Source organism: Lysinibacillus sp. GW823-FHT06C08 (assembly GCF_058795135.1).
Map to the genome: position 1 here is coordinate 312,179 of NZ_JBXAHN010000001.1, position 26,948 is coordinate 339,126.

29 protein-coding genes are annotated in these 26,948 nt (G+C 38.7%); 24 read left to right on the plus strand and 5 right to left on the minus strand.

Annotation, left to right across the window (positions count from 1 at the left end; all coding sequences use genetic code 11):
• The first annotated feature begins 362 nt into the window (after window positions 1-362).
• From AC1Q6O_RS01460 to AC1Q6O_RS01560, 21 genes are all read left to right on the plus strand, one after another.
• Complete coding sequence (locus AC1Q6O_RS01460; RefSeq protein ID WP_008180553.1) at window positions 363-734, plus strand: ATP synthase subunit I; 372 nt, start codon at window positions 363-365, stop codon at window positions 732-734.
• Window positions 735-770: 36 nt separating this feature from the next.
• Window positions 771-1,481, plus strand: a complete 711-nt coding sequence (gene atpB, locus AC1Q6O_RS01465) for a F0F1 ATP synthase subunit A (RefSeq protein ID WP_008180551.1) — start codon at window positions 771-773, stop codon at window positions 1,479-1,481.
• Window positions 1,482-1,546: 65 nt separating this feature from the next.
• A complete protein-coding gene (atpE, locus tag AC1Q6O_RS01470; protein ID WP_004269474.1) occupies window positions 1,547-1,771 on the plus strand; it encodes a F0F1 ATP synthase subunit C in 225 nt (74 codons plus the stop codon).
• A 173-nt stretch (window positions 1,772-1,944) separates the two neighbouring features.
• A complete protein-coding gene (gene atpF, locus AC1Q6O_RS01475) occupies window positions 1,945-2,466 on the plus strand; it encodes a F0F1 ATP synthase subunit B (RefSeq protein ID WP_089986951.1) in 522 nt (173 codons plus the stop codon).
• Window positions 2,463-2,999 carry a F0F1 ATP synthase subunit delta gene (locus AC1Q6O_RS01480; RefSeq protein WP_089986952.1) on the plus strand — a complete coding sequence of 179 codons (537 nt, stop codon included), beginning with the start codon at window positions 2,463-2,465 and terminating at the stop codon, window positions 2,997-2,999. Before atpF ends, AC1Q6O_RS01480 begins: the two co-directional genes overlap by 4 nt.
• 28 nt (window positions 3,000-3,027) lie before the next feature.
• A complete protein-coding gene (atpA, locus tag AC1Q6O_RS01485) occupies window positions 3,028-4,536 on the plus strand; it encodes a F0F1 ATP synthase subunit alpha (RefSeq protein ID WP_008180544.1) in 1,509 nt (502 codons plus the stop codon).
• A 47-nt stretch (window positions 4,537-4,583) separates the two neighbouring features.
• Window positions 4,584-5,441, plus strand: a complete 858-nt coding sequence (gene atpG, locus AC1Q6O_RS01490) for an ATP synthase F1 subunit gamma (RefSeq protein ID WP_008180542.1) — start codon at window positions 4,584-4,586, stop codon at window positions 5,439-5,441.
• Window positions 5,442-5,489: 48 nt separating this feature from the next.
• Entirely contained in the window at window positions 5,490-6,905 is a 1,416-nt protein-coding gene (gene atpD, locus AC1Q6O_RS01495; RefSeq protein ID WP_008180540.1) for a F0F1 ATP synthase subunit beta, read from the plus strand.
• Between the two features lie 24 nt (window positions 6,906-6,929).
• On the plus strand, window positions 6,930-7,337 hold the full coding sequence (locus AC1Q6O_RS01500) for a F0F1 ATP synthase subunit epsilon (protein ID WP_025114765.1): 408 nt from the start codon (window positions 6,930-6,932) through the stop codon (window positions 7,335-7,337).
• 78 nt (window positions 7,338-7,415) lie between these two features.
• A complete protein-coding gene (locus AC1Q6O_RS01505; RefSeq protein ID WP_008180537.1) occupies window positions 7,416-7,655 on the plus strand; it encodes a DUF1146 family protein in 240 nt (79 codons plus the stop codon).
• A gap of 366 nt (window positions 7,656-8,021) precedes the next feature.
• Complete coding sequence (gene murA / locus AC1Q6O_RS01510; RefSeq protein ID WP_069480000.1) at window positions 8,022-9,335, plus strand: UDP-N-acetylglucosamine 1-carboxyvinyltransferase; 1,314 nt, start codon at window positions 8,022-8,024, stop codon at window positions 9,333-9,335.
• A gap of 82 nt (window positions 9,336-9,417) precedes the next feature.
• On the plus strand, window positions 9,418-10,356 hold the full coding sequence (gene spoIID / locus AC1Q6O_RS01515) for a stage II sporulation protein D (protein ID WP_008180534.1): 939 nt from the start codon (window positions 9,418-9,420) through the stop codon (window positions 10,354-10,356).
• A gap of 37 nt (window positions 10,357-10,393) precedes the next feature.
• A complete protein-coding gene (locus tag AC1Q6O_RS01520) occupies window positions 10,394-11,071 on the plus strand; it encodes a M23 family metallopeptidase (RefSeq protein ID WP_089986953.1) in 678 nt (225 codons plus the stop codon).
• A gap of 156 nt (window positions 11,072-11,227) precedes the next feature.
• Window positions 11,228-11,488 (plus strand): sporulation transcriptional regulator SpoIIID, encoded by a 261-nt coding sequence (locus AC1Q6O_RS01525; RefSeq protein WP_025114760.1) that lies wholly within the window; start codon window positions 11,228-11,230, stop codon window positions 11,486-11,488.
• Window positions 11,489-11,698: 210 nt separating this feature from the next.
• Entirely contained in the window at window positions 11,699-12,694 is a 996-nt protein-coding gene (locus AC1Q6O_RS01530) for a rod shape-determining protein (RefSeq protein ID WP_008180529.1), read from the plus strand.
• Between the two features lie 21 nt (window positions 12,695-12,715).
• Entirely contained in the window at window positions 12,716-13,549 is an 834-nt protein-coding gene (locus AC1Q6O_RS01535; RefSeq protein WP_089986954.1) for a flagellar hook-basal body protein, read from the plus strand.
• 31 nt (window positions 13,550-13,580) lie between these two features.
• On the plus strand, window positions 13,581-14,420 hold the full coding sequence (locus AC1Q6O_RS01540; protein WP_036123074.1) for a flagellar hook-basal body protein: 840 nt from the start codon (window positions 13,581-13,583) through the stop codon (window positions 14,418-14,420).
• A gap of 42 nt (window positions 14,421-14,462) precedes the next feature.
• Window positions 14,463-14,747, plus strand: coding sequence for a DNA-directed RNA polymerase subunit beta (locus tag AC1Q6O_RS01545; RefSeq protein WP_025114757.1), 285 nt, complete (start codon window positions 14,463-14,465; stop codon window positions 14,745-14,747).
• A gap of 55 nt (window positions 14,748-14,802) precedes the next feature.
• Window positions 14,803-15,246 (plus strand): 3-hydroxyacyl-ACP dehydratase FabZ, encoded by a 444-nt coding sequence (fabZ, locus tag AC1Q6O_RS01550; protein ID WP_036123078.1) that lies wholly within the window; start codon window positions 14,803-14,805, stop codon window positions 15,244-15,246.
• A 151-nt stretch (window positions 15,247-15,397) separates the two neighbouring features.
• Entirely contained in the window at window positions 15,398-15,781 is a 384-nt protein-coding gene (locus AC1Q6O_RS01555) for a hypothetical protein (protein ID WP_008181355.1), read from the plus strand.
• 108 nt (window positions 15,782-15,889) lie between these two features.
• Window positions 15,890-16,282 (plus strand): hypothetical protein, encoded by a 393-nt coding sequence (locus AC1Q6O_RS01560; RefSeq protein ID WP_089986955.1) that lies wholly within the window; start codon window positions 15,890-15,892, stop codon window positions 16,280-16,282.
• Window positions 16,283-16,482: 200 nt separating this feature from the next.
• On the opposite strand, the gene AC1Q6O_RS01565 is transcribed toward AC1Q6O_RS01560, so the two are convergent.
• Complete coding sequence (locus AC1Q6O_RS01565; protein WP_025114753.1) at window positions 16,483-16,908, minus strand: YwpF family protein; 426 nt, start codon at window positions 16,906-16,908, stop codon at window positions 16,483-16,485.
• A 297-nt stretch (window positions 16,909-17,205) separates the two neighbouring features.
• Between AC1Q6O_RS01565 and AC1Q6O_RS01570 the strand changes: the two genes are divergently transcribed.
• Complete coding sequence (locus AC1Q6O_RS01570; protein ID WP_008181361.1) at window positions 17,206-17,604, plus strand: single-stranded DNA-binding protein; 399 nt, start codon at window positions 17,206-17,208, stop codon at window positions 17,602-17,604.
• A 240-nt stretch (window positions 17,605-17,844) separates the two neighbouring features.
• Here the strand turns inward: AC1Q6O_RS01570 and AC1Q6O_RS01575 are convergent, their stop codons facing one another.
• Both AC1Q6O_RS01575 and AC1Q6O_RS01580 read right to left on the minus strand, forming a co-directional pair.
• Window positions 17,845-20,619, minus strand: a complete 2,775-nt coding sequence (locus tag AC1Q6O_RS01575; RefSeq protein ID WP_239354157.1) for a DEAD/DEAH box helicase — start codon at window positions 20,617-20,619, stop codon at window positions 17,845-17,847.
• Window positions 20,616-22,190, minus strand: a complete 1,575-nt coding sequence (locus tag AC1Q6O_RS01580) for a hypothetical protein (RefSeq protein WP_090002951.1) — start codon at window positions 22,188-22,190, stop codon at window positions 20,616-20,618. Before AC1Q6O_RS01580 ends, AC1Q6O_RS01575 begins: the two co-directional genes overlap by 4 nt.
• A gap of 205 nt (window positions 22,191-22,395) precedes the next feature.
• On the opposite strand from AC1Q6O_RS01580, the gene AC1Q6O_RS01585 reads away from it, so the two are divergent.
• Both AC1Q6O_RS01585 and AC1Q6O_RS01590 read left to right on the plus strand, forming a co-directional pair.
• Window positions 22,396-22,872 (plus strand): hypothetical protein, encoded by a 477-nt coding sequence (locus AC1Q6O_RS01585; RefSeq protein ID WP_008181368.1) that lies wholly within the window; start codon window positions 22,396-22,398, stop codon window positions 22,870-22,872.
• A 199-nt stretch (window positions 22,873-23,071) separates the two neighbouring features.
• Window positions 23,072-23,902, plus strand: coding sequence for a flagellin N-terminal helical domain-containing protein (locus AC1Q6O_RS01590; RefSeq protein ID WP_008181370.1), 831 nt, complete (start codon window positions 23,072-23,074; stop codon window positions 23,900-23,902).
• Between the two features lie 39 nt (window positions 23,903-23,941).
• Here the strand turns inward: AC1Q6O_RS01590 and csaB are convergent, their stop codons facing one another.
• Window positions 23,942-25,021, minus strand: coding sequence for a polysaccharide pyruvyl transferase CsaB (gene csaB, locus AC1Q6O_RS01595; protein ID WP_090002952.1), 1,080 nt, complete (start codon window positions 25,019-25,021; stop codon window positions 23,942-23,944).
• Window positions 25,021-26,934, minus strand: a complete 1,914-nt coding sequence (locus AC1Q6O_RS01600) for a DUF5693 family protein (RefSeq protein ID WP_239354158.1) — start codon at window positions 26,932-26,934, stop codon at window positions 25,021-25,023. Before AC1Q6O_RS01600 ends, csaB begins: the two co-directional genes overlap by 1 nt.
• Window positions 26,935-26,948: the final 14 nt, after the last annotated feature.

Below are 26,948 nucleotides of genomic sequence, written 5' to 3' on the forward strand. Positions count from 1 at the left end.
GGTTGTGAAGTTTTTCTCTATTACCAATTGACTTCAAATATCACCTATTGTATGCTTACAAAGGGTAAGAATGATAAGGGTTTCAGTCATAATTAGGACGTTGAAACACTTGTTATATCAACTTTCTACTAAATTGACAGTTCAAAATAAAACTGTCGATTTGCAACGTTTTGTGCGTTTCGGTTTTTACCGAGTTGGTAAGGGGTGTAAGTTATTTTTTGGGTATTTACACCTGTAATTGAAATGACTCTCCCATTACTATTCCGCTGTGAGTAGTGCCTTTCACTGCTCTTTTCTGATTTCACATGGTGGTCAGCAAACGCTTTCAATACTCGAAAATTTGATTCAGGAGATTACAACCAATGCTAGATTTGCATCACATTTTTGCTGTGCAGAAGAGGGCGTTATTTTTTTTGCTTGCACTCTGCGCATTAGGCTGGGGATTCACTTCCTTTCAAACTGTATTTGCGGGCATCGCAGTCGGTGCATTCTTTGGTACGTATAATTTTTGGATTCTAGTTCGCCGTATGGAGAAGTTTGACAGGTCCATTAGTGAAGGGAAGAAAATAGGCTCACTTGGTACAGCACTTCGCTTTGGATCAGGTGTTGCGGCAGTCGCAATAGCCATTTCGTTGCCAAACTATTTTCACTTAATTAGCACGGTCATAGGGCTAATGATTCCGTACGTTTTTCTCTTTGTCGAGAGAATTGTGTCACATGTAAGGAACCGCTAATGTGCTTTAAATTAGAAAGAGAGGTGAAAAATAACAATGACTCATGAAGCTCCGTTACTAGAAGTCGGTTTTTTAACTTTTAATAAATCGACAGTTATGATGTTACTAGTTGCTGCAATTATCGTATTTTTAATTGCCTTTATTTCAACTAGAAGCTTAAAACTAAAACCAACTGGTATGCAAAACTTCATGGAATGGATTATGGACTTCGTTAAGAACATCATCAAAAGCAACATGGACTGGAAAACTGGTGGTCGATTCCACATTCTAGGTATTACGCTAATTATGTTTATCGCAGTATCTAACTTATTAGGTCTTCCATTCTCAATCGCTTATGGTCATGAACTATGGTGGAAATCACCAACAGCTGACCCAACTGTAACGATGACGTTAGCAACGATGATTTTAGTTTTATCGCATTTCTATGGTGTAAAAATGAAGGGTACAGGCCATTATGCTGGTACATTCTTTAAACCAATGTCTTTCATGTTCCCACTTAAAATAGTAGAGGAATTTGCAAATACATTAACGTTAGGTTTACGTCTTTACGGTAACATTTACGCGGGTGAGATTTTACTTGGCTTATTAGCCGGTTTAGCATCATCAGGTGCTGTGGGATTCATCGGAGCAATCGTTCCAATGATGGCATGGCAAGGTTTCTCAATTTTCATCGGCTTTATCCAAGCCTTTATCTTCACAATGTTAACAATGGTTTACATGGCTCATAAAGTGAGCGATGACCATTAATATAAAGCATATATCCTATGCTTGAACCACAAAAAAACAAACAATTCCAAGGAGGAAATTTTCAAATGACAGGTTCATTAGGTTTATTAGCAGCAGCAATCGCAATCGGTTTAGGTGCACTTGGTGCAGGTATCGGTAACGGTCTTATCGTATCAAAAACAGTAGAAGGTATCGCTCGTCAACCAGAAGCTCGTGGCGTTCTTCAAACTACAATGTTCATCGGGGTTGCATTAGTTGAAGCCCTACCGATCATCGCAGTAGTAGTAGCATTCATCGTAATGAACAAATAATTCAGTTGAACACTGAATTTTACTAGTGGCGAAGCAGGATTCTCCAGATGAAACTTCGCCCTTCATTTTGGAACAGATAAAAGCTATGTGTAAATATAGCTTTTTAAAATAGGTAGTTTTTTAAGTCCATAAATTATGTTGAAGTTATAGCTCTTGAAGGGAGTGAAACAATCGTGTTTTTAGATAATCTTGTACTAGGTGCTAGCGCTGGTAAGTTCAACAGCGGAGACATCATCGCAACATTAGTTATCTTTTTAGTATTAATGTTCTTACTTAAGAAAGTCGCTTGGGGTCCACTTATGGGCATCATGCAACAACGTGAAGAGTTAGTAGCGAGTGAGATCGAAGCAGCTGAAAAAGCGCGTAAAGATTCGCACCAATTTTTAGAAGAACAAAAGAGCCTTCTTAAAGAAGCTCGTACGGAAGCACAATCGATTGTTGAAGGCGCTAAGAAGCAAGGCGAACTACAAAAAGATGAAATTCTAACTGCAGCTCGTAATGAAGCAAACCGCTTGAAAGAATCGGCTTTACGTGAAATTGAGTCTGAAAAAGAAAAAGCTATTGCAGCTGTACGTGATGAAGTCGTTTCATTATCTGTACTTGCAGCATCTAAAGTCCTTAGCAAAGAGATTTCTGAGGCAGACAACCGTGCTCTAATTGAAGAGACGATTGCGAAGGCAGGGGAAGCTCGATGAGTAATTCAGCTGTAGCAAAACGTTACGCTCAAGCGCTTTTTGAATTAGCGCAACAAAAAAATATTCTTGCTGAAGTTGGAGCAGATTTAAACGAGCTAACAAAGATTGTTAAAGAATCTCCGGATTTATTAACGCTTTTAAATGCTCCAAAGTTCTCTATCGGACGTAAGAAACAAATGGTAGCTGAAATCTTTGCAGGTTCAACTCCAGAGGTTTTACGCACAGTTCAACTATTAGTTGAGAAAAAACGTGTAAACGAAGTGAAGCTTATTGCGAATGCATATGCTGAGCTTGCTGCAAAGGCACAAGGTACTGCAGATGCAACAGTATTCTCTACGCGTGCACTTTCTGCTGAAGAAAGCGCTAATATTTCTACAACATTTGCGAAGCTTGTAGGGAAACAATCATTAAACATTACAAACGAAATTGATCCATCACTACTTGGTGGTATTCGTGTTCAAATCGGTAATCATATTTACGATAGCTCAGTAGCGAACAAACTTGAGCGCCTAAAACGTGAATTAATCGGTTAATAATTTAGAAATGTGAGAGGTGACATACATGGGCATCAAGGCTGAAGAAATCAGCAGTCTGATTAAACAACAGATTGAGAATTATGAATCTGAACTTAAAGTAAGCGAAGTTGGTACAGTTATCCGTATTGGTGACGGTATCGCTCTTGCTCATGGCCTCGACAACGCCATGGCTGGAGAACTTCTTGAGTTCTCTAATGGTGTTATGGGTATGGCTCAAAACCTAGAAGAAGGTAACGTTGGTATCGTAATCTTAGGTCCATACACAGACATCAAAGAAGGCGATGAAGTTCGTCGTACAGGTCGTATCATGGAAGTACCAGTTGGTGAAGAACTAATTGGCCGTGTTGTAAACCCACTTGGTCAACCAGTGGATGGACAAGGTCCAATCAACACAACTAAATCTCGTCCAATCGAAAGTCCTGCTTTCGGTGTAATGGCTCGTAAATCAGTACATGAACCATTACAAACTGGTATCAAAGCAATTGACGCTTTAGTACCAATTGGTCGTGGTCAACGTGAGTTAATCATCGGTGACCGTCAAGTAGGTAAAACATCTGTAGCAATCGATACAATCTTAAACCAAGATGGCGAAAATATGATTTGTATCTATGTTGCAATCGGTCAAAAAGAATCAACTGTACGTGGTGTAGTTGAAACTTTCCGTAAGCACGGTGCATTAGATTATACAATCGTAGTAACTGCTGCTGCATCTCAACCAGCTCCATTACTATTCTTAGCACCATTTGCTGGTGTTTCTATGGCAGAAGAATTCATGTTACAAGGTAAGCACGTATTAATCGTGTATGATGATCTTTCTAAACAAGCATCAGCTTACCGTGAACTTTCACTTCTTCTACGCCGTCCTCCAGGTCGTGAAGCTTACCCTGGTGACGTTTTCTACTTGCACAGCCGCTTACTTGAACGTGCTGCGAAGTTAAATGAAACATATCAAAATGGTTCTATTACAGCACTTCCATTCGTAGAGACACAAGCTGGGGATATCTCTGCATACATCCCAACTAACGTTATCTCGATTACTGATGGTCAAATATTCTTACAATCTGACTTATTCAACTCAGGTGTACGTCCAGCGATTAACGCCGGTCTTTCTGTATCACGTGTAGGTGGATCTGCTCAAATTAAAGCGATGAAAAAAGTTGCGGGTACACTACGTCTTGACTTAGCTGCATTCCGTGAGCTTGAATCATTTGCTCAATTTGGTTCAGATTTAGATAAAATTACACTAGCTAAACTTGAGCGTGGTAAACGTACGGTTGAAGTTCTTAAACAAGACCTAAACAAACCACTTAAAGTTGAAAAGCAAGTTGCAATCCTTTATGCATTAACTAAAGGTCACTTAGATGATATTCCAGTACAAGATATCGTTCGCTTTGAAAGTGAATTCTTAAGCTGGTTAGATTCAAACCACACAAACGTTTTAGATCACGTTCGTACTACAAAAGAGCTTGCTCCTGATGCTGATTACGTAGCAGCTTTAACGGAGTTCAAAAAAACTTTCGCTAAATCAGAATAAGTTCGAGCTAGTCACTTGATTAAAAAACAAAAGGTGGTGAAATACCAGTGGTAAACTTACGCGAAATAAAAGGTCGTATTAATTCTACAAAGAGTACGAAACAAATTACGAAAGCGATGCAGATGGTTTCTTCTTCTAAGTTACGTCGTGCAGAGCAAAACGCTAAAGCGTACGTTCCTTACATGGAAAAAATTCAGGACGTAGTTGGCGCGATCGCTTCAGGAACAAAAGACAGTGGACACCCAATGTTAACTGCTCGTCCTGTTAAGAAAACAGCTTACTTAGTCATTGGTTCTGACCGTGGTCTTGCAGGTGCTTACAACTCAAGTATCCTACGTCAAGTACAACGTACAATTGACGAGCGTCATAAATCTAAAGACGAATACGTGATTTTAGCAATCGGTCGTGTTGTACGTGACTACTTTGTGAAACGTGATCATAATGTCATCAGTGATGTTGTCGGTCTTCCGGACCAACCTACATTTGCTGATATTAAAGAAATCGCTCGTAATGCTGTTGGTATGTTCATTGACGGTACGTATGATCAACTTTATATGTACTATAATCACTTTGTCAGCGCTATTGCTAACGAAGTGACAGAGAAAAAACTTCTTCCATTAACAGATCTTGCACCTGCTAGCAGCAATGCTTCTTACGAATTTGAGCCATCTGGTGAAGCAATTCTTGAAGTGTTACTTCCACAATACGCGGAAAGCTTAGTTTATGGCGCATTATTAGATGGAAAAGCAAGTGAACATGCTTCTCGTATGACGGCTATGAAAAATGCAACTGATAACGCATCTGATCTTATTTCAGACCTTTCATTGCAATATAACCGTGCGCGTCAAGCGGCGATTACACAAGAAATTACAGAAATCGTTGGTGGAGCTGCAGCCTTAGAATAGGCCAGCTTCCCAATGTCGTATAAGAATACGATAGGAGGATACACAGTAATGAATAAAGGACATGTTATTCAAGTAATGGGTCCAGTTGTTGACGTAAAATTTAACAATGGCCAATTACCAGCAATCTATAACTCACTAACAGTTAAGATTGAACGTCCTAATGAAGAACCAACAATTCTTGCATTAGAAGTTGCGCTTCATTTAGGTGATGATTCTGTTCGTACAATTGCAATGTCATCTACTGATGGCTTACAACGTGGAGCAGAAGTAACAGACTCAGGAAAAGCTATCTCAGTACCAGTTGGTGAAGTTACTTTAGGTCGTGTATTCAACGTACTAGGTGAAGTAATCGACTTAGGTGAAGAGATTCCAGCTGACGCTCGTCGTGATTCAATTCACCGCGAAGCACCAACATTCGAAGAACTTTCAACTACAGTTGAAATTCTTGAAACAGGTATCAAAGTAGTAGACTTATTAGCACCATACATCAAAGGTGGTAAAATCGGTCTCTTCGGTGGTGCCGGCGTAGGTAAAACAGTATTAATCCAAGAATTAATCAATAACATCGCACAAGAGCACTCTGGTATCTCTGTATTCGCTGGTGTAGGTGAGCGTACTCGTGAAGGGAACGACTTATTCTTCGAGATGAGCGATTCAGGCGTTATCAAGCAAACAGCGATGGTATTCGGTCAAATGAACGAGCCACCAGGTGCACGTATGCGTGTAGCTTTAACTGGTCTTACAATGGCAGAGTACTTCCGTGATGAGCAAGGTGCTGACGTACTTTTATTCATCGACAATATCTTCCGTTTCACGCAAGCAGGTTCTGAGGTTTCTGCCCTATTAGGTCGTATGCCTTCAGCGGTAGGTTACCAACCAACACTTGCTACAGAAATGGGTAAACTACAAGAGCGTATTACATCTACGAACAAAGGATCTGTAACTTCTATCCAAGCGATCTATGTACCAGCCGATGACTATACTGACCCGGCTCCAGCTACAACTTTCGCCCACTTAGATGCAACTACTAACCTTGAGCGTAAATTATCAGAAATGGGTATCTACCCTGCGGTTGACCCATTAGCTTCGACTTCACGTGCATTATCACCTGAAATCGTAGGCGCTGAGCACTATGCAATTGCTACTGGTGTACAACGTACTATCCAACGTTACCGTGAATTACAAGATATCATTGCCATTTTAGGTATGGATGAGTTATCTGATGAAGATAAACAAACAGTAGAACGTGCTCGTCGTATTCAATTCTTCTTATCACAAAACTTCCACGTAGCGGAACAATTCACTGGTCAAAAAGGTTCTTATGTACCTGTAAAAGAAACTGTTCGTTCATTCAAGGAAATCCTTGATGGCAAATGGGATCACCTACCAGAAGATGCTTTCCGTCTAGTTGGTTCAATTGATGAAGTAGTTGAAAAAGCGAAAAGCATGGGCGTAGAGGTTTAATACTAGGGACGAGGAGGAAAAAATATGAAGACAGTTCTAGTCAATATTGTCACTCCCGACGGCCCGGTATACGATTCTGAAGTATCAATGGTAATCGCTAAAACAACTTCAGGAGAAATCGGTGTTCTTGCAGGCCATATTCCAATGGTTGCTCCACTTGCAATTGGTGCAGTGAAGCTTAAAAAAGCAGACGGTTCTACTGACATTGTTGCTGTTAGCGGTGGTTTCATTGAAGTTCGTCCAGAAAAGATCTCTATTTTAGCGCCTTCTGCTGAAGTTGCTGTAAATATTGATGTTCAACGTGCAAAAGAAGCCGTTAAACGTGCTGAAGGACGTCTTCAAGGTAAACAAGACAACATTGATTTCAAACGTGCTGACCTAGCATTAAAACGTGCGTTGAATCGTATCAACGTTCATGAGGGTAATATCTAATTCATTTTTAACGGGCAGATATAGCATCTGCCCGTTTTTTTAAAGTGCTTAAATTATAGGACAGTTGGAGGGGGAAAAATGGAGCTTTATGAAGCAATAGGACAAGAAGCTTTATTAGGCATATTATCGCATTTGTTTTTTATAGCTATTACATTTTACGCATTACAGGCTTTTATGACAGAAAAATTATTCAAGAAGAATAGAGTATTTCAGATTCAACTTATTTATATTTTATTGAGTATTACAATTGGTTCTGCGGTATCCAATTTCTTTCTACAAATATCTAACTGGTCTGGGAAACTTCCATACTTATTTTAAAGCCTCGACAATATCAATTCGAATCTTGCACCTTAACACTACATACTTCAAAGGACTTTATAATAACATTTATGTGGCCCTTTGAACTATGTATAAAAAAACTTCTAAAAGTTGTTTTTTGTTCATACATCTTTGGGTATGTATTAGAAGCGAACTGGTTATTGGTCATTCACAAAAAAAAATTGATAGCGTACAATAAATAAATAGCAAAATATCTAATAATGCCTTAAAATAGTGATTTGGACGCTTGAATGGGCGTTAAAAAAGTTGTACTATAGAGTTGTTTGTTTACTGATTATGACATTATACTTCTTTATTAAAATAAAAATTCGGTAGGTTAATAGATTGAATTCGGAGGGACATAGGGTGGATAAAATAATAGTGACTGGCGGCCAAAAACTACAGGGAAAAGTACGTGTAGAGGGCGCAAAAAATGCAGTGTTACCAATCCTGGCAGCAGCTTTACTTGCTTCAAAGGGAGAAAATGTAATTAAAGAAGTCCCTAACTTAGCAGACGTCTTTACAATAAACGAAGTACTTAAAAGTTTAAACGCAGCAGTTACATATATACCTGAAGATAATGCCGTATATATAGATGCAACAAAAGAACTTTCTAGTGAAGCACAGTTTGAGTTTGTTAGTAAAATGCGTGCATCTATTTTAGTAATGGGATCATTGCTTGCGCGTAATGGCTATGCTCGTGTTGCGTTACCAGGAGGATGTGCAATCGGTTCTCGCCCAATTGAATTACACTTAAAAGGTTTCGAAGCAATGGGGGCGAAGATTTCATTTGGTCATGGCTATGTAGAGGCAAAGACAGAGGGTCGTTTAAAAGGAGCAAATGTATATTTAGATTTCCCAAGTGTTGGGGCAACTGAAAATATTATGACAGCAGCATCTCTAGCAGAAGGGACAACTGTGATCGAAAATGCTGCAAAGGAGCCTGAAATCGTTGACCTTGCTAACTTCATTAATAGTATGGGTGGTCGTGTAATTGGTGCTGGTACAAATACGATTCGTATCGAAGGAGTCGATACATTATATGGAGTAGAGCATCATATTATTCCCGACCGCATTGAGGCTGGTACATTTATGGTAGCAGCAGCTATTACTAAGGGTGATGTGGTCATCGAAAACGCAGTTCCAGAGCATATGACAGCTTTGATTGCGAAGATGCGCGAAATGGGCGTAGAAATTATAGAATTGGATGAAGGTATTCGTGTACGTGTTCCTCAGACATTAAAAGCTGTGGATATTAAAACAATGCCACATCCAGGCTTCCCGACAGATATGCAATCACAAATGATGGCCTTAATGTTGACTGCAGAAGGTACGAGTATCATTACAGAGACAGTATTTGAAAATCGTTTTATGCATGTTGAGGAGTTCCGTCGCATGAATGCGGGTGCTAAAATAGAAGGACGCTCTGTGTTTATTGAGGGGCCAGTACAGCTTCAGGGGGCTGAAGTAATGGCAACGGATTTACGAGCTGCGGCTGCACTGATTTTAGCAGGTTTAGTATCAGAAGGAATTACACGTGTTACAAAGCTTCACCATTTAGATCGTGGATATGTTGATTTCCATGGTAAATTGGCTTCTCTTGGGGCAAATATTGAACGTATTACGGATGAAGAAGTTGTGACGACTGAAGACATTTCTGTTGAATTACCTACAAACTAATATGATGTTAAAACCCTTTGCTTACAGAAGCAGAGGGTTTTTTATTTCTCATAACTAAATAGTATTAAGCATATTATTCCTTATGAAAAAATGGATGATTAGTATAGGTGTCCTTTGTTTATTGGGGGCGTTATATGTGCTTCCTGTTTTAGGATTAAGCGAAAGACGGGAGGAAGTGCAACCTCCAACAGCAGATGAAAAAGCTTGTGAACTATTTATAGAAGTGGAGGGACAAAAGGAAAAAATTCCTTTAGAGACGTATATAACCGGGGTAGTAGCGGCAGAAATGCCTGTTTCTTTTAAAAAGGAGGCATTGAAGGCACAGGCTATTGCAGCACGTACTTATGCGTTAAAAACGACAAATTACGGTAAAAAAGCAATCGCACCGACTGTAGCAAAGCAAGTTTTCTATGATGAGAGTCAAAGAAAAGCGAATTGGGCTAGCAATTTCCTGGGAAATGAAAAGAAAATTGTCGAAGCCATCAATGAAACGAAAGGACAAGTTCTTCTTTATAATAATGATTTAATTACAGCTATGTTTCATTCAACAAGTAATGGACAAACAGAAAGTGCCTACGGCTATAGTGGAAATAATATTCCATATTTGCAAAGTGTTGCAAGTGTTTCAGATCAAACATCTCCGAAATTTGAGGCAGAGCAAGAGTGGTCTCTAGCACAATGGAATAAATTATGGCCAATACAATGGCAAGCTAGTGATTTTAATCGTATACAGCTATTTTACAATGACTCAGGGCGTGTGGAGCGTCTACAGTTAGGGAATAATGTTTGGACAGGGAGAGAGGTTCGAACGTTTCTTGGAATACCATCCACTGACTTTTCAATTGTTTATAATGATAATACTAGAAAGGTTCATGTGAAAACTAAAGGATATGGTCATGGAGTAGGAATGAGTCAATATGGAGCAGAGGCTATGGCAAATGAAGGGAAAACGGCTGCTGAAATTTTACACTATTATTATAAAGATATTGAAATAAAAAAAATAGATGCATGTTTAAAATAACTTCTAGTTGTTCACACTGCAACTAGAGGTGATGAAAATGAGAGAGGATAAAAATAATAAAGCTTCTCAAAACCAGAATCCAAATCAAAAGGAAAATGGTCAGTTACAAAAGAAACCATGGTTTTGGCCAGTAGTTTACACAGGTGGTGCACTGGTTCTAGCAGGATTGTTATTTGGTTACAATAGTCTCGTATCTAAAGTAGAAGATGCACCGTTACCAGATTTAGCAGAAGTTGATTCAGGTCCTGTTGTAGAAACAAATGCACGTACTGAAAACATGATGTATCCATTCAAAGAAGAGAGCCTTAGTAAAGTACAAATCTTACAAGAGTTTTATGAGCTAGAAGCGAATGAAGAGTCTCGTGAAAATGCACTAATGGTATTTAATCAAACATTTACAACGTCTTCTGGTATCTCTATTGCTATGAATGGTGAAGAATTTGAAGTACTAGCTGCTATGACTGGTAAAGTACTAGAAGTAAAACTAGACGCATTTACAGGCAATAAAATTGTCATCGAGCATCCAAATGGCATGCAAACACATTATAGCTCTGTAAAAGATATCGCTGTAAAAGAAGGCGATGAGGTTACTCAAGGTCAAGCTTTAGGAAAAGCGACTGATAACGAGTGGAATCAAGCGGCTGGCGTCCACATGCATTTCGAAGTAGTTGAAGACGGAAAATATATTAATCCGAAAAAATTACTAGCTTTTTAATTCTAAAAGCTAGTAACGCATAAAAAATCAGCATTTTATTAGGAAAATGCAAAACGTGTTCTGAATAGCTTTGTCCTCACATAAGGTGAAGAAATGCGCAAATGTGCATCTGATTGCCAAAGCATTTTGTGAAATTGTGTGGAAAGGACGAAGAACGTGCATGAGCACATTCGGAAGCGCTGCATACGCCTCGGTGAATTACTGATTGAGACGCGTGAGACTGTGCGAGTCCTCGCGAAAATGACTGGTTATTCAAAAAGTACGGTGCACAAGGATTTAACAGAGCGATTACCAACAATTCATGAAGGATTAGCTGACCAAGTGAAAGAAATACTCGCCTACCATAAGGCCGTACGTCATATTCGCGGAGGAGAAGCAACGAAAAACAAGTGGAAAGAAAGAGCGAGTCAAGATTGATTCGTTCTTTTTTGTTGTGTGAACAGGCATATAATAAGTTTGTTTAAGGTAAAGTAATACTATATTATTGCCGTTCAGAACGTGAAAAGAAAACAGTCTTAATCATTAAATACAGGGTGAAATTACCAATAGAATATGATAAAATATTCTAGATAAAGAGATAAAATGAACGTTATGTAGTTTGAACTGGCGGGAAGGAGAAATTATAAAATGTTTTCGAAAGATATCGGCATTGACTTAGGTACTGCGAACGTATTAATCCACGTTAAAGGTAAGGGGATTGTCCTTAATGAACCATCTGTAGTGGCTATTGATAAAAAGACAAATAAAGTATTAGCGGTAGGGGAAGAAGCTCGCCAAATGGTAGGGAGAACGCCAGGTAATATTACAGCAATTCGCCCACTTAGAGATGGAGTCATTGCAGATTTTGATGTGACTGAAGCGATGTTAAGACATTTCATCAATAAATTAAATGTCAAAGGATTTTTAGCAAAGCCACGTATTCTAATTTGTTGTCCAACGAATATTACAAGTGTTGAGCAAAAGGCAATTCGTGAAGCGGCAGAGAAATCAGGCGGTAAAAAAGTATATTTAGAGGAAGAGCCAAAAGTAGCAGCGATTGGTGCAGGCATGGACATCTTCCAACCAAGCGGGAATATGGTAGTTGATATCGGCGGTGGAACAACAGATATTGCTGTTCTTTCAATGGGTGATATTGTCACAAGTGAATCCATTAAAGTGGCAGGAGATGTGTTTGATAACGATATTTTACAATATATTAAAAAAGAATATAAATTGCTAATTGGTGAACGCACAGCAGAAGCCATCAAAATGACAATCGGAACAGTTTTCAAAGGTAGTCGTAATGATACAATGGATATCCGAGGTCGTGACATGGTGACAGGTTTACCACGTACAATTTCTATTCATTCTGAAGAGATCGAACGTGCATTACACGAATCTGTAGCAATGATCGTTCAATCTGCAAAAAATGTTTTAGAAAAAACACCACCGGAGCTATCGGCTGATATCATCGATCGCGGCGTTATTATTACTGGTGGCGGAGCACTTTTACATGGTATGGACCAACTATTAATTGAAGAATTAAAGGTACCTGTCTTCATTGCTGAAAGACCAATGGATTGTGTAGCTATTGGAACAGGCATTATGCTTGAAAATATAGATCGTGTACCAGCGTCCTTATAAAATTAAAATGAGGTGATCTCTTTGTTTAAAGGTTTTTATACAGTTGCAACCGGTATGATCACGCAACAAAGAAGAACAGAATTACTATCCAACAATTTAGCTAATGCGAATACACCGGGATTTAAGGCAGACCAATCAACGATTCGTTCATTCCCAGATATGCTGATGTCTAGCATCGGAAAAACAAATGCGCCTGCCAATCAACAAGCAGGTGCCGAATATATGAATCAAGTAGGCGCTTTAAATACGGGGACATATTTACAAGAAACATTACCAAATTACATACAGGGCCAAATCTATAGCACTGATTTTACAACAGATATGGCATTGATTGATGGAAACTTACCACAAAATGAAGATGGTGTATCTGGCTCAATATTCTTCAGACTCGCACATCCAGATGGTGGAGAAGCCTATACACGTAATGGTAATTTTACTTTGGATGGCCAAGGTTATTTAGTAAATGGGCAAGGCCTTTACGTGTTAAATGATGCTGGACAACGAATCCAGTTACCTAATGATGATTTTCGCCTCGATGAAAGTGGCGCCATTTACGTTAATAATCAGCAAGTAGCGCGAGTAGGCGTATCGTATGCTGCCAATCCGAATATGCTACAGAAACAAGATAACGGTCTTATTCGGACAGAAAATGGCGTAAACCTGCCATCAGCCTATGGGGCGAATGGTGTTTCCTTTACACTACGTCAAAACTTCTTAGAGGGATCAAACGTAGATTCTGGTCGTGCCATGACAGATTTAATGACAGCGTACCGAGCATTTGAAGCCAATCAAAAAGTATTACAAGCTTATGATCGCAGCATGGAAAAGGCTGTTAATGAAATCGGTAAAATTTAATGGACGAAACAGAACAGGAGGCTTTTTATAAATGCTACGTACAATGATTACAGCAACTAATACAATGGGCCAATTACAAAATAAACTTGATACGATTAGTAATAACATCGCCAATAGCAATACGACAGGCTTTAAAGCGAAGGAAGCATCTTTCAATGAGTTACTCTATCAACAGTTTAATAATGACAAACTGGATCGTGCTGAGCGACAAACGCCTGTTGGTATTCGCTATGGATCAGGCGCAATGCTTGGTCAAATTAAATCCAATCAAAAGCAAGGTTCTTTGCAAACGACTAATCGAGATTTGGACTTAGCCTTTACAACAGCAAAACAATATTTCAATATTTTAATGCCAAATGGTGAAAATGGGACTGAAACAGTGTATACTCGACAAGGTGACTTTTATTTATCGCCGCTAAATAATGGAACAGTTATGCTAGTAACTGCTGAGGGATACCCAGTGGCAAATGCTGCTGGACAAGCTATTACATTACCAGATAATGTGCAAGGATTTTCAGTACGAGATGGTGGTATACTAGAAGCATCTTATCCAAATGGCGATATCATTCGTACGGATTTAGCGGTTACTGAATTCCAAAAACCGCAACTAATGGAACATGTTTCAGGTTCTTATGTTGGATTACCAGACAACCTTGCTGAACTTGGCTTTACACAAGCTGAGGTTCTAACAGAGCTAGTAGGTGCTAATCGTCAGCAAATTGGCATGCAAGGTGGTACTTTAGAAATGTCCAACGTTAACCTTTCGAAGGAAATGACAGAACTAATTCAAACACAACGTTCCTATCAATTCAATGCAAGAACGGTTACATTAGCAGACCAAATGCTTGGTCTTATTAATGGTATTCGATAGGAAGTCATCCTAAAAAGCAAGGAATGAAGAGGAGTACAATTTATGACAAACGATTCACGTCGACGTTCTGTGCCGACACAAGAAACCGATACGCAACCAGAAAAGAAAGAACGCCGCTCAAATGGAGAGCAACGCGAGGTTCGATGGGTGCAAATCCGACTGATTCCGATTTGGTTACGCATTGTAATTGTTCTCATCTTAGTTGTTGCTGCCGCAACATTAGGCGCAATGGTTGGCTTTAGTGTTATTGGAGAAGGAAATGCTATGGATATTTTCAAAAGAGAAACATGGCAACATATATTTGATATTATGCATGGTAAAGAATAATTTTATTCTTTACCTTACTTTGTGTATACATACTTTATTTTGAGGGGGATATGACATGTTAACAGCAGAGCAAATTCAAGCAATTTTACCACACCGCTATCCATTTTTATTTGTAGATCGCATTATTGAATTAGAAGAAGGAAAACGTGCAGTAGGCTTAAAGAATGTTTCTATGAATGAGGATTTCTTTAATGGGCACTTCCCAGGATATCCAGTAATGCCAGGTGTGCTAATTGTAGAGGCATTAGCACAAGTAGGTGGAGTAGCTCTTTTGAATGCAGAAGAATTTAAAGGACGTTTGGCATTTTTAACGGGTGTTGATAACTGTCGTTTCAAACGTCAAGTAGTACCTGGAGACCAACTTAAATTGGAAGTGGAGTTTGTAAAACTTCGTGGTTCGATGGGTAAAGGACATGGAATAGCAACTGTAGATGGAGAACTTGTATGTGAAGCCGATATTCTATTTGCAATTGGACCTGAGCAGCCAAAGCAAGCATAATTTGCATTTATAGACCACAAGATATAAAATAGATAAAGTCAAGTCAAAAAAATTGAGACTAGTAGGTTCTTAAATTGCGATGGCGATTAAGCGATTGTGAATTGAAATAGATGTAATTTTTAGGTTTTACAAACGTAGGAGGATTATTAAGATGTATAAGGAATTGTCTTCAGGTATTAAAATTAGCATTACTCGTTCTATTTCAACATCTTTTGAAACATACTTAGCAAGTATTGGTTGGGATGAAGAGCGCTTTTCTATGGAAGACTTCATTGCAAGCTGGCAGACTTATTTCCAAGAGAATGCAGCATGGATCGAAAAAATTCCAGCCGAAATATTGATGAGTGCAGAGTTTCATGAAGAGATGGCACAAAAAATTGATGAGGTCATTGCCAAAATTTTAAATGAAGAACCAACAGCACAGCAAGTTGAAACAATCGAGGCATTGCAAAAAGAGCTAGGCACAGACTATAGCTATGACTGTAAAGCAGAAGCAGCATATATTGAACAGTTATTAAAAGAAAAACAAAAATAGTTTGATCAAAAATCGGATAGTTCCCTCCTTTCTCGGGCAATCTATGTTAGATCACAAATACACATGATGTATTTGATGACATAGTACCAAGAAAGGAGGTTTTTTGCTATGTGGAAAATGTCATTTTTAACCATTATTCTTGCTACTGTATTCCTTGGAGGATGTAACTGGGGAAATAAAGCAGTTGAAGATCATCCTGTGAGAAACGCAGAGACTGATGTTCGTAATGGTGTTGATCGTGTCGAGGATGCATTAGATCCGAATAGACGAGACGATGCATACGATCGAAATGTAAATGGTGTTGAACGAGGTACTGTAAATGAAAATACAACATTACCTGAAGCAACAACACCTGGTTCAAATGCTGATATTAACGGCACAAATGGCTATGACAACGTACCAAATGCGAATGGCGTAAACGGTGTTGAGCGTAATGACAACATGGTGGATGAAAAAGCCAACGACACTGAGAAGTATCGTGACGGTATGAACAACCGATAATATCAAAAGAGTGTTTCCTACATGGAAAACACTCTTTTTTTATGAGTCAGGGAAGCGGAGTAACTATAGAAATATAATATTTTACGCTATTCATGATCTTGCTCACTAAAGACTGGTGTCTACAAGCCCTCATCTAACAGAAAAATCTCCAAGATATTGCAATTGTTTCTTATAAAAAACGATGCAAAAATTTTGCATCGTCAGTCATTCTTTAATTTTGGTCGCTGTTTCATATCTTTTGTAAAGCGTTCCAGTAAATGTTCTAAAGAAACACCTTCAGCTAGTAGTTCAGAAAGCAATTGTTCAGCATATTTAGAGCGTTTTATCTTGAGTGTACCTTTTAAAAGTACGGATACATGGTCACCGATTTCTTGAACAGTATGTACGATTACCTGGAAAGGAGCGGGTTCATTATCGGGAAATGAAATAACGGCACGTACATTAAAAATAGTAGCATTCGCTAAGAGCTCATCAAAGGTTGAGCGATATTGTTTTTCCATAAACAATTCGAGTACCCAAGACTGATGGCTATTTTCCTGATTAATAATAATGCCATCGACTAAAGGGAATGGTTGCACGCCATCTTTTGTGACAAGGTCAAAGGAAAGCATTTTAAATGTTTTCATTATGTATATTCCTCCTAAGTCTGTCATTCTTTTAGTATAACACATACGGCTACGGTTGTTGGTCATACGCACCTGCTCGTTAATTTCAATAAATGCGAAATTACTGATTTCATGAAATAGCATTTGCCATTACTGCCTAAAGCATTCTGGTGAAAAAATAAGAAATAAAAGAAAAATAAAACAGGTTATTTACCTATTTTATGCTGAAGAATTGATGCAAATTATCACTTTCTGATTTTGCTAATATTGGAGTCGTTTTGTAAGATGAGAGCAATCCAAAGCAAAGGAGGTGAATGAATGAATCAAGTCGGACTGGTCGGAAGGTTTACGAAAGATCCGGTATTACGCTACTTATCTGGAAATCGTGTGCAGACTCATTTTTCACTTGCCATTAATCGCAATTTCAAAAATAGTCATGGGGAAGTAGATACAGATTTCATATTCTGTACAGTTTGGGGAAGGCTTGCAGAACATATTGTCAAGTATTGCGGGAAAGGCTCATTAATTGGTGCAAACGGCCGTATTCAAACAAGGTCATTTGTAAATGAAGAAAACACTAAAATTTTTATGACAGAGGTAGTGGTCGAAGATGTTCGATTTTATCAGCTTAAACAAAGGGACAGTGACGAAGCTTCTATTGTGACGCCACCTCCTCCGAATGAACAGGAAGACTTAAAAGACTTTGTATTACCATAGCATGCTACATACGGCGCAGGAAAAATTATTGTCTGATCCGCCATTCTCCTTAATCTTCTTGCACCGTTGTAACAGAAAGGAATGATGTGGACTAACATTTACTGAAGAGTTGCTGTAGACCGCACAGCAATGAAATTTTTAACACAACTGAATATGTTTATGAAGTAAGTAGGGAAGAGAAGAGAAGTAAACATGGTTCCACTGAAAAGCGCCAAGAACTTTTGCCCTTGGCGCTTGTCATTAATATATATCTAATGAAATGAGGTCACGAAGTTCTTGATCCTCTAATTCAGTCAACCACTGGCTTGATTGAATAAGTTCTTCTGATAGTGCTGATTTTTGCGCTAGCATTTTATCTATCTTTTCTTCAATTGTGCCAAGTGTTACAAATTTATGGACTTGCACAAATTGTGTTTGCCCGATGCGATAAGCACGATCGGTTGCTTGATTTTCGACAGCGGGATTCCACCAGCGATCTGCATGTAAGACATGATTAGCAGCTGTTAAATTAAGTCCTGTTCCACCTGCTTTTAAGGAGAGAATAAATATCGGGAAATCTCCTGCCTGAAACGCCTCTACTAAGCGGTCTCGTTGCTGCTTAGGCATGGCACCGGTTAAAAAAGGTGCATCTACATTGTATAATTCACTTAAGCAATGCTGTAGCAATTGTCCCATTCCAATATACTGTGTAAAAATCAGACATTGCTCGCCATTGTCCACAATTTCAGCCGCCATTTGCACAATGCGCTCTAGCTTTGCCGAACGTGCAAGCATTGTTTCGGCATCCTCGAAAGGTTCCTTTAAATATAGGGCAGGATGATTACATAGTTGCTTTAATTTACTGAGCATTTTTAAGACGCGTCCCTTTTTTTGAAAGCCTGTTAACTCTTCTAGCTGATCAAGCGTCTCTAAAATATAACCTTCATAAAGAGAAGCTTGCTCGGCTGTTAATGGGCAATACTCATTTGATTCTAGCTTATCTGGCAAGTTCAGCTGCAAATGCGGATCACGTTTTGTCCTACGTAATAAGAACGGTTGAATTTTCGTACGTAGCTTTTGTTTATGGGATTCAGATTCATCTCGTTCAATGGGCAATATAAATTCTTCATTAAAGCGACCAAAGCTGCCTAAATAGCCTTTATGAATAAAATCAAAGATAGCCCAAAGCTCAGATAGACGGTTTTCTACAGGCGTGCCAGTCAGGGCAATGTGATGATCACCCAGTAATTTACGAATGGCTTTTGATTGTAAGGTCTGCATGTTTTTAATATTTTGAGCTTCATCTAATACAACAGTTGCCCAATCAATATCCTGTAAAAATTCAGTATCCTGTGACACAGTACCATAGGTTGATAAAATGACATGTGGCTTATCAATCGATATCATTTTTTTGAAATCATCATCTTTTGCACGGTTAGTTTGGTAATGAGTATGGACAATTAGTGAAGGAGCGAATCGAGCAAGCTCCTTCTGCCAGTTACCAAGCACTGAGGTTGGGCAAATAATAATGGATGGTTTTTTATAATCAGCTACTGCTTCATATATATGAAGTAAATAGGCTATCATCTGTACCGTTTTACCAAGACCCATATCATCGGCTAGGCACGCACCGAAACCTTGCTGACGCATAAAGACTAGCCATTCAAAGCCTTCAATTTGATAAGGACGTAATTCTGTTTGTAATGACTCTGGAATTGGCACAGTAGGTAAACCCTTTTTATCTAAGAGTTGTTCCATATAAGCCTTTAACGATTGTTGTATCTCCAATGCAAAGATAGGATCATCCCTAAGCGCATCGTCAGCATCCTCTTCTTCAAGAGGTGCAGATAAATCTTCGGGCAATTCTCTGAATAATAATTCTCGGACAGTCCAGCTCTCATCTTCTGCCTGCTGCATTAGAGCACGCATTTCTTGCATCCAGTTAGCGTCAACACGGAACCATTCTGTTCCTATTCGAATAAATTCACGCTTTTCTTCCACCAACTTTTTAAATTGCTCAGGTGAAATCATCTGTCCATTCATCGAAAATTGCCACTTGAACGTTAAAATATCATCTAATCCAGCGACTTTTTTTGTGGATGCATTACTAGTTGTGACACGGACACGGAATTTGGATTGTTTTAAATCCTTTAGCCAGGCAGGAAGTACCACATCAAAGCCAAGTGCCTGTAATCTGGCAAGATCCTCACGTAAAAAAGATCGTACCTCCATGTCTTCAAGTGTCATACGAATAAAGGTTTCGCTACTGATCGCATCTTTAGATAGTAGATCGACTATTTGTTGTTGTTGCTGCTCAATCTCAGTTGCAAACATTCGCCATTTTGTAGGTAGAGCATCTTCGATAAGTAATGACTGCTTACGAATGGCAGGTGTCCAGTAATTTTTTGTAGTAGGGGTACTAAGGACCGTTTCTAATAGCCAAACATCTGAATCTTCTTCTGGTTCACTTAATCGTAAAGAGACTGTAATGGCACCAATTTGGCGAGCTTGATCTAATGGCCAGCCACCTCGCAAGAAAAAGGGCAATAGCTTTGGTAAATCAGAAAGTATTAGGCCTACTTGTGAAAGCTTTTGCTGCACCGCCATTTCTAATAATGCAGAATCTATATCATCTATAGGAAAGGATAGTGAAGAAAAATCCTCTGCAATGACAGCATGTGACCAAAGAGAGGGCTCCTGCCAATAATCTTGTAACGCCAATACTTTACCTAGCCATTCTTTACTATCTTCATTTACACCAACCCAGCTGATAAAGGGATGTTGATAGCTTGTTGAAAAAATATCAAGAAGCTCAGCAGTGGACACCTCAATTGTTAAATCAGCCTGGTTGGTTAGTAAGCCGTAGATATTTGCCTCATACGTAAAGAACAATGAAGATTTGAATGTTTCTACGTCGATTGTTGTACCATTTGCAGTATAGCCCCGCAACGTAAAATATCCTTCCCGAGCTACATCAATACGAAGCTGTTGAGTTTTAGAAAAAGGGGAAGGAGCATTGGTATTTATTGTCATCATACTAAGTTTCCTTTCTCGATTTCTTCCTGTAACGCACGGAGTCGCTTATATTCTGAACGAATTGTTTGTATATACGTTTCAAAATAAGGCATTTTACCAGCGCGTTTTGCGGCACTACGCATACTTTTCCAAATGCGCACCGCCTGTTTATAATTCATGCGTGATTTTTGGGCAATTTCCGCCATTGCATATACATGATATAAAGGTAAAACCGTAGCTGGTTCAACTTGTAACACATCCTTTAATCCACACATCTCTAAATAAGATAGTGAAGAAGGATTTAATTGATGAAGAGCTGCCCAATCTCGATAACGTCCTTTTTTAATTAAGAACGAAGAGAATGGTTGAAGGCCGTAAACTCCAAAGGCGCTGTATAGAATAGCTTCCTCTTCCTCGGTAAGCTGTATTTCATCAAATAAAAGCTGAAATTGACGAACATACTGAGCCCGTTGTACAACTGGTACGACTTCCTGTAAAAAGGCCTCTGTCATTGGCAGTATTGCTCGTAAAATAATAGCCATCGCATGTGATTCGCCAGCACGTTGAGCAAAAGTAGCGAGTTCAAATAGATCTTGGATATGTTGCAATTTAATATGTTTCAAACTTTCAAGCAGTAAGTCCTCTTTTTGTAAGAGTACATAAAATAATAACCTTAATGATTCTAAGGATATTTCTGCTGAAGGGTTTTCAAGATTATTTATATAATCTAATTCCTGCTCACGTCGAGGCTTTTCATAAAAAAGCACCGCCCAAAGTAGCATGTACAGGCGAAGTCGATTTTGAAATAATCCATGTCGTTCTAATAAAAACGTCCGTACTTCCTCTTGAAGAGCATCATAAAACGGGTCAGTCGCGAAAAGTCGAGACCGATTAGTCAGCTCTGTAAGTATGGTTTCAAAAGATTGACTGCTTTGATCAATAAAGTATTTCATATAAGGTGAATCCAATGAATGACCAGGTGTTTCATTTAAATGTCGCCAAATTGTATTGAAAATAGCTAACTCCATATACAGTTTATAAAGAGGTTGCCATTCACGCTCAAAGGGCATATGTCGACGAAGACGCTCCAAGGCATCAGTCCTTATAGCAGAAAGGCCATAGCCTTCTAAAACCCGACCTGGTGGCAATAATCGTTTCATTACTTCCTCAACCATCATGGACCAACTTTGTGGGCTACGTTCATCAGCTAATGATTTTAACTGGACAGATTTTTGAGCACGCCAAGCACTCGACCAATTTTGAACTGAATCAAAGTACTGGTAGAGAGCAAGTAAAGTCCCTACCTGATGTCGACACCATTTTTGCTGAGGACAGCTACAGCGTAGCTCTTCCTTGGCGAAATCAATTTCAACAGAAGCGGGTCTGACATCCTGGACAGTTGCATATAATATAGAACTGGCTCCATTAAAACGGTCAAAAATAATGGACTTATTTCTAACCGAAAAGACAGCACGACGGACTAGTTCTTCATCTTCCGTAGAGGAAGGATGTAAATCATGTTCAGCTTCTTTTAATTTAGTTAACACGAATTCTTGATGTTCTTTAGCCAATTGCGATATTGACAATGCCATCACCTCACTCCTTTCTTCATATATGGCTATGTTTAATATGGATTAATTGTAGTAAAGGAAAAAAGACTGTCCTTCCATTATACGATTAAAATGCGACAATGATAAGCTGAATGATCAGAAAGAAAGAAATTGATTCAAAGATAGTTAACAAGACTTTTGATTTATGTTAAAATCTGAATAATCAGATAATCGGGAGGGATGAAGGATGATGCAAGTTCAATACATGAAGCCGTTTTATACAAAGATTACTGGAGACAAATTACGTCTCGTATTTGCTTATCAATATTTCTCTATTTTAAAAGAGAATGAGATTTTCCATTTCATTCCCATAGAAGGTAAAGAGATGATTATCAACATGAAGACACAGCAAATTGAAAATTTATCTGAGGTGTTTGTTTTCCAAAAGGGCAATCGATTTATTCGATTACCACTTTATCAGCTACTCCTTATTACGAATGTCCATGATCATCTGGCACCTATACTTGAAAGCGCAACACCGAAGCAACAACTTCCGCTTGTTTCGACTGTGACTGTAGGCGAAATTGATCAACTTATTGCAGAGATTGAAAATAAAAATCTAGATAACTTAATCGATCAAGCATTATTAGAGAACAATAAATTACTCTTTTTTAATCTATTACAGCAAAAGAACCATCAACTTGGAGGTTTCAAAATTGAATAGATGGTATGCCCATTAAGCACCCACTTTTCTTACTAGAAAAAGGGGTGCTTTTATTATCCCGGATAGGTCAAAAGTATAGGGGGAGAAATAACTTTTCTACAAATAGTTAATAAATCCTGATATATTGGAAACTATTCCTAAACCAAATATTAAAAAAATGGAGGATAGACCGATATAAGTGACAGAAGGTGGTGAGTAAATGCTAGGTAATTGGTCGGCTACGGGTATGTCGATTTTGAATAATATGAATCGACATTATGGTGCTATGAGTAAAGCAATGCTACGAATTTCTACAGGTTACCGAATTAATAGTGCAGCAGATGATCCAGCGGGTCTTGCCATTTCTGAAAAAATGCGTGCTCAAATTCGCGGATTGAATATGGGGGCAAAGAATATTCAGGATGGCATCTCATTAGTGCAGACAGCAGAGGGTGCATTAAATGAGACACATGCGATGATTCAGCGTATGCGAGAACTGGCAGTGGAGGCAGCTAATGATACATTAACGGATGAGGATCGGAAACAACTGGATTTGGAGTTCCAAGAGCTGAAGAAGGAAATTCAGCGTATATCAACCGATACTGAATTTAATACAAAAACATTACTGAATGGCGATTATGAAACAAATGGGATTAAAATTCAGGCAGGTGCCAATGCAGGGCAGAGCATTGAACTGTTGATCAATGGCGTCGGTTCAGAAGCACTCGGTTTGAAAGATGTTTCGATTGCTACGAGGGATGAGGCAGATAAGGCTATTTCTTCTATGGAAGACGCTTTAAAACGAGTATCCAATGAACGTTCTCGTCTTGGTGCCTATCAAAACCGTTTGGAACATGCCTATAATGCCAATGTGAACACTGCAGAAAATTTACAAGCAGCAGAGTCGCGAATTCGAGACGCTGATATTGCAAAAGAGATGATGAATATGGTAAAAGCCCAGATTTTAATGCAGGCCAGTCAATATGTTTTGGCGATGCATATGCAGCAGGCACAGTCCGTTTTAAAATTATTAGAAGTCGGAAAAAAATGATGAATTTCAATTAATATTGAAATTCATCATTTTTAATGTTTATTTAGAAAAAGTCTCAATCGCTAATTTAGCTGTTGCCGTAGCTTCGTGCTGTAATGGCAGCACAGCCTGACGCATATTTTCTTGAACGGTCGTATACGATTCTAGAATGGCGATAGCTCGTTCGAACAATGTGACACCGTTCCAATCATCCTTCTCGACATGCCCAATTACCGGTTGATCAACAATATCAGCAAATGCATCAATTTTCGGATCATACGAAATGGCGATAAAGGGTGTAGCATAAATGGCAGAAAAGATTAGGGAATGTAATCGCATCCCAATTAATAATTGAGATTGTCCAATAACCGCGATTTTTTCCTCAATGGATAAATCGGAAGGAGCAATTAAGCTTTTTTCCTGCATGAGTGCTGCCACTTCCTGAGAAGTTTTTAAATCATGCTCACCATGCATGGGTAAGAAAACAATTTGCTCACCCTGACGCACTAATTGGTCTAGGCTATGTGCAATTTTTTCTTTATACGCTATTGTAGATGGCCAGTCACGAACACTAACTGAAATATAGCTTTCGGCTGTTAGAGATTCATGTTCTAACCATTCACAATGAAAGTCGCCACCGTTTAGCCCCATAACAGGATCCGGCACGATTTTAGCCTCTTTGCGTACACCAATTTCTGTTAAAAGAGTTTGAGAAGCTTTATCTCTAATGGTAATTTGATCAACCTTGTTAAAGGTTTTTCGTACGATAAATTTACTAAGAGTGTGGTTGATTGGACCCATACCTTGGGCGTAAACAAATACTGGCTTCTTCAGCCATTTTGCAATTTGAATAACGCCAGCATAGTAAGGAATAGTTTTCATGCCTGTTTGATCCTGCATTAAACTGCCGCCGCCACTAATGAGTCCATCAGCTGATTTAAGCAATTGGTGGATTTCTTTCATTTTCCAACGATTCACGGCTTTCACGCCATATGTTTGCTCTGTAGCAGAAGGGTTATTCGACAATACAGTGATTTCTATATCATGTTGCCATTTCTTCAAACCTTGAATAATGGACAGCAGAATAGCATCATCGCCGACATTATCGAAACCATAATAGCCAGATAAAACAATGTGCATTATGACCACCTCGCGATTGCCTTAGAAACCCAACGATAACCTACTTTGAAAATTAGGATAAAGACCAGTCCTATAATAAAACCAAGAGACACACTGTATAGGGTACGCAATACAGAAACAGCTACTGGGATGTGTAAATGTGTAAAGGTATTAACGATTGATAAGAATCCGATCACACCTGGAACGAGTAAGATACTACCCCATTTGCGATTAATGCCCATTACGTATAATGCTAAAACAAAGAATGGGAAACCAATTAAGAATTCCTTCGTTCTTGGTCGTACATATAAGGTATTTTCTAGCCATTGTCTAAACGCTAATTCTAAATCGCTAACTGAGCCAGAGTTACCAGTTCGGCTAATGTAGAATAAACCAATACCCGCCACGACAATTAGTAGAAGCACATGCCAATATTTTAATTCTTTGTTTAACAATGTTACGGTATTTGATAAAGATTTTTTAATATTTTGATCAGCTAGTCGGTTGATCTCAATTAATGTAAATAGAAGGACGCCCATAATTGGAATCAGATAAACTAACTTCACGCCTTTGAACGTAGCAAAGCCTGTCATAAAGGCATTGCCATTTAATAGGCCAATGACAATAACAATCCCGATAAGGCTAATCGCTACTGCCTTCAAGTATTGCACAAGAATTTTAGACATTTTCGTAGAACCTTGAGCCGATTTAATTACGGCATAGGTAGGTGCAAGGACGGCAATAATTAATGCAAATGCCTGTAAGAATAGAGTACTTTTCAGGATAAAGTACGCAATAGCTAATACTGTCATAAATCCAGCTGCCGCAAAGCGTAGAGGCATCCATTTGACTAATTCTGAAACGATAAAGGTAAATAAAATACCTGCTAATAATACAGCCGCTGTAACCCAGGCTGGTACAGCTACCTTATCAAACAGCTTTGGCTCGCCAGGTTGGAAATGATCTGGCATTGCATCATGTACTCCATTTAAGTAGTCAATTGTTTGCTCCACATTTTCCTTGGCATTTCCAGTTGTTTTAATATGGTAGAAGATAGAGCGGATATTACGCTCTTTTACAGCTCTTGTTGTACGGTCAATACTTTCATTTAACTTTAATTTCGTTTGTCTGTTGATGTTAATACTATGCAAGCGAATCATCTTGTAATCGGTCTTATGGGCGATTTTACTTTCGCCCTTCAATGGATTACTTTCAATTGTATAGAAGTAATAGCCAGCATCACTTAATTTTTCTACTAATTGATGGCCGTCTTCTTGTCCAAAGCCAATCGCTTCATCGCCTTGCCCAAGCAAGCGACCTGATGAACCATCTTTTAAAGCTAGTAATTGATTCACCAATTTATCGTTAGCCACTTCATTATCGGCATTTTCCACTTTAAAGACATAGCCTAATCCATGCTTACTAATGACATCCATAGCAGGTTGATCGTAGCCAATTGGTGTTTTTAAGTCAAAGTTATGGTTAGAAGTAGGGAGGAAATAAAAAGCTTCTTCTCCTATTTGAACTTCTTCAGGCTCTACGCTATTTTTGATGAGTTTTTGGTAGTCAGCATTTTCAGGTACTCGAATATAGTAACCACTCTTTGAACGATCAACAGCATCTTTATAAGGTGTAAATAATAATTGTGCTGCTAGGTCGTTTTCTTTATAAACAGTAATTAAATTTTGTTTTTCCATTTCCTTTAACGTTAAAGGCTCTAGACTAACAGTTGTCAGCCCAGCTTCCTTTAAGGAGGAAAGGATTTCATCCATTGTTAAATCACTGTTTTTATCTGCAGTTTGTATTTCATCAAAGGGAATCACAATTTCATAAGAATCATTCGATTGCTCCGCATTCCACCTCATCATAATACCTGTGGAGGAAACGACGAGTAAAAGAACAATAATTCCCCAAAGCCATTTCTGTTTCGACATAAGTGTCCTACCTT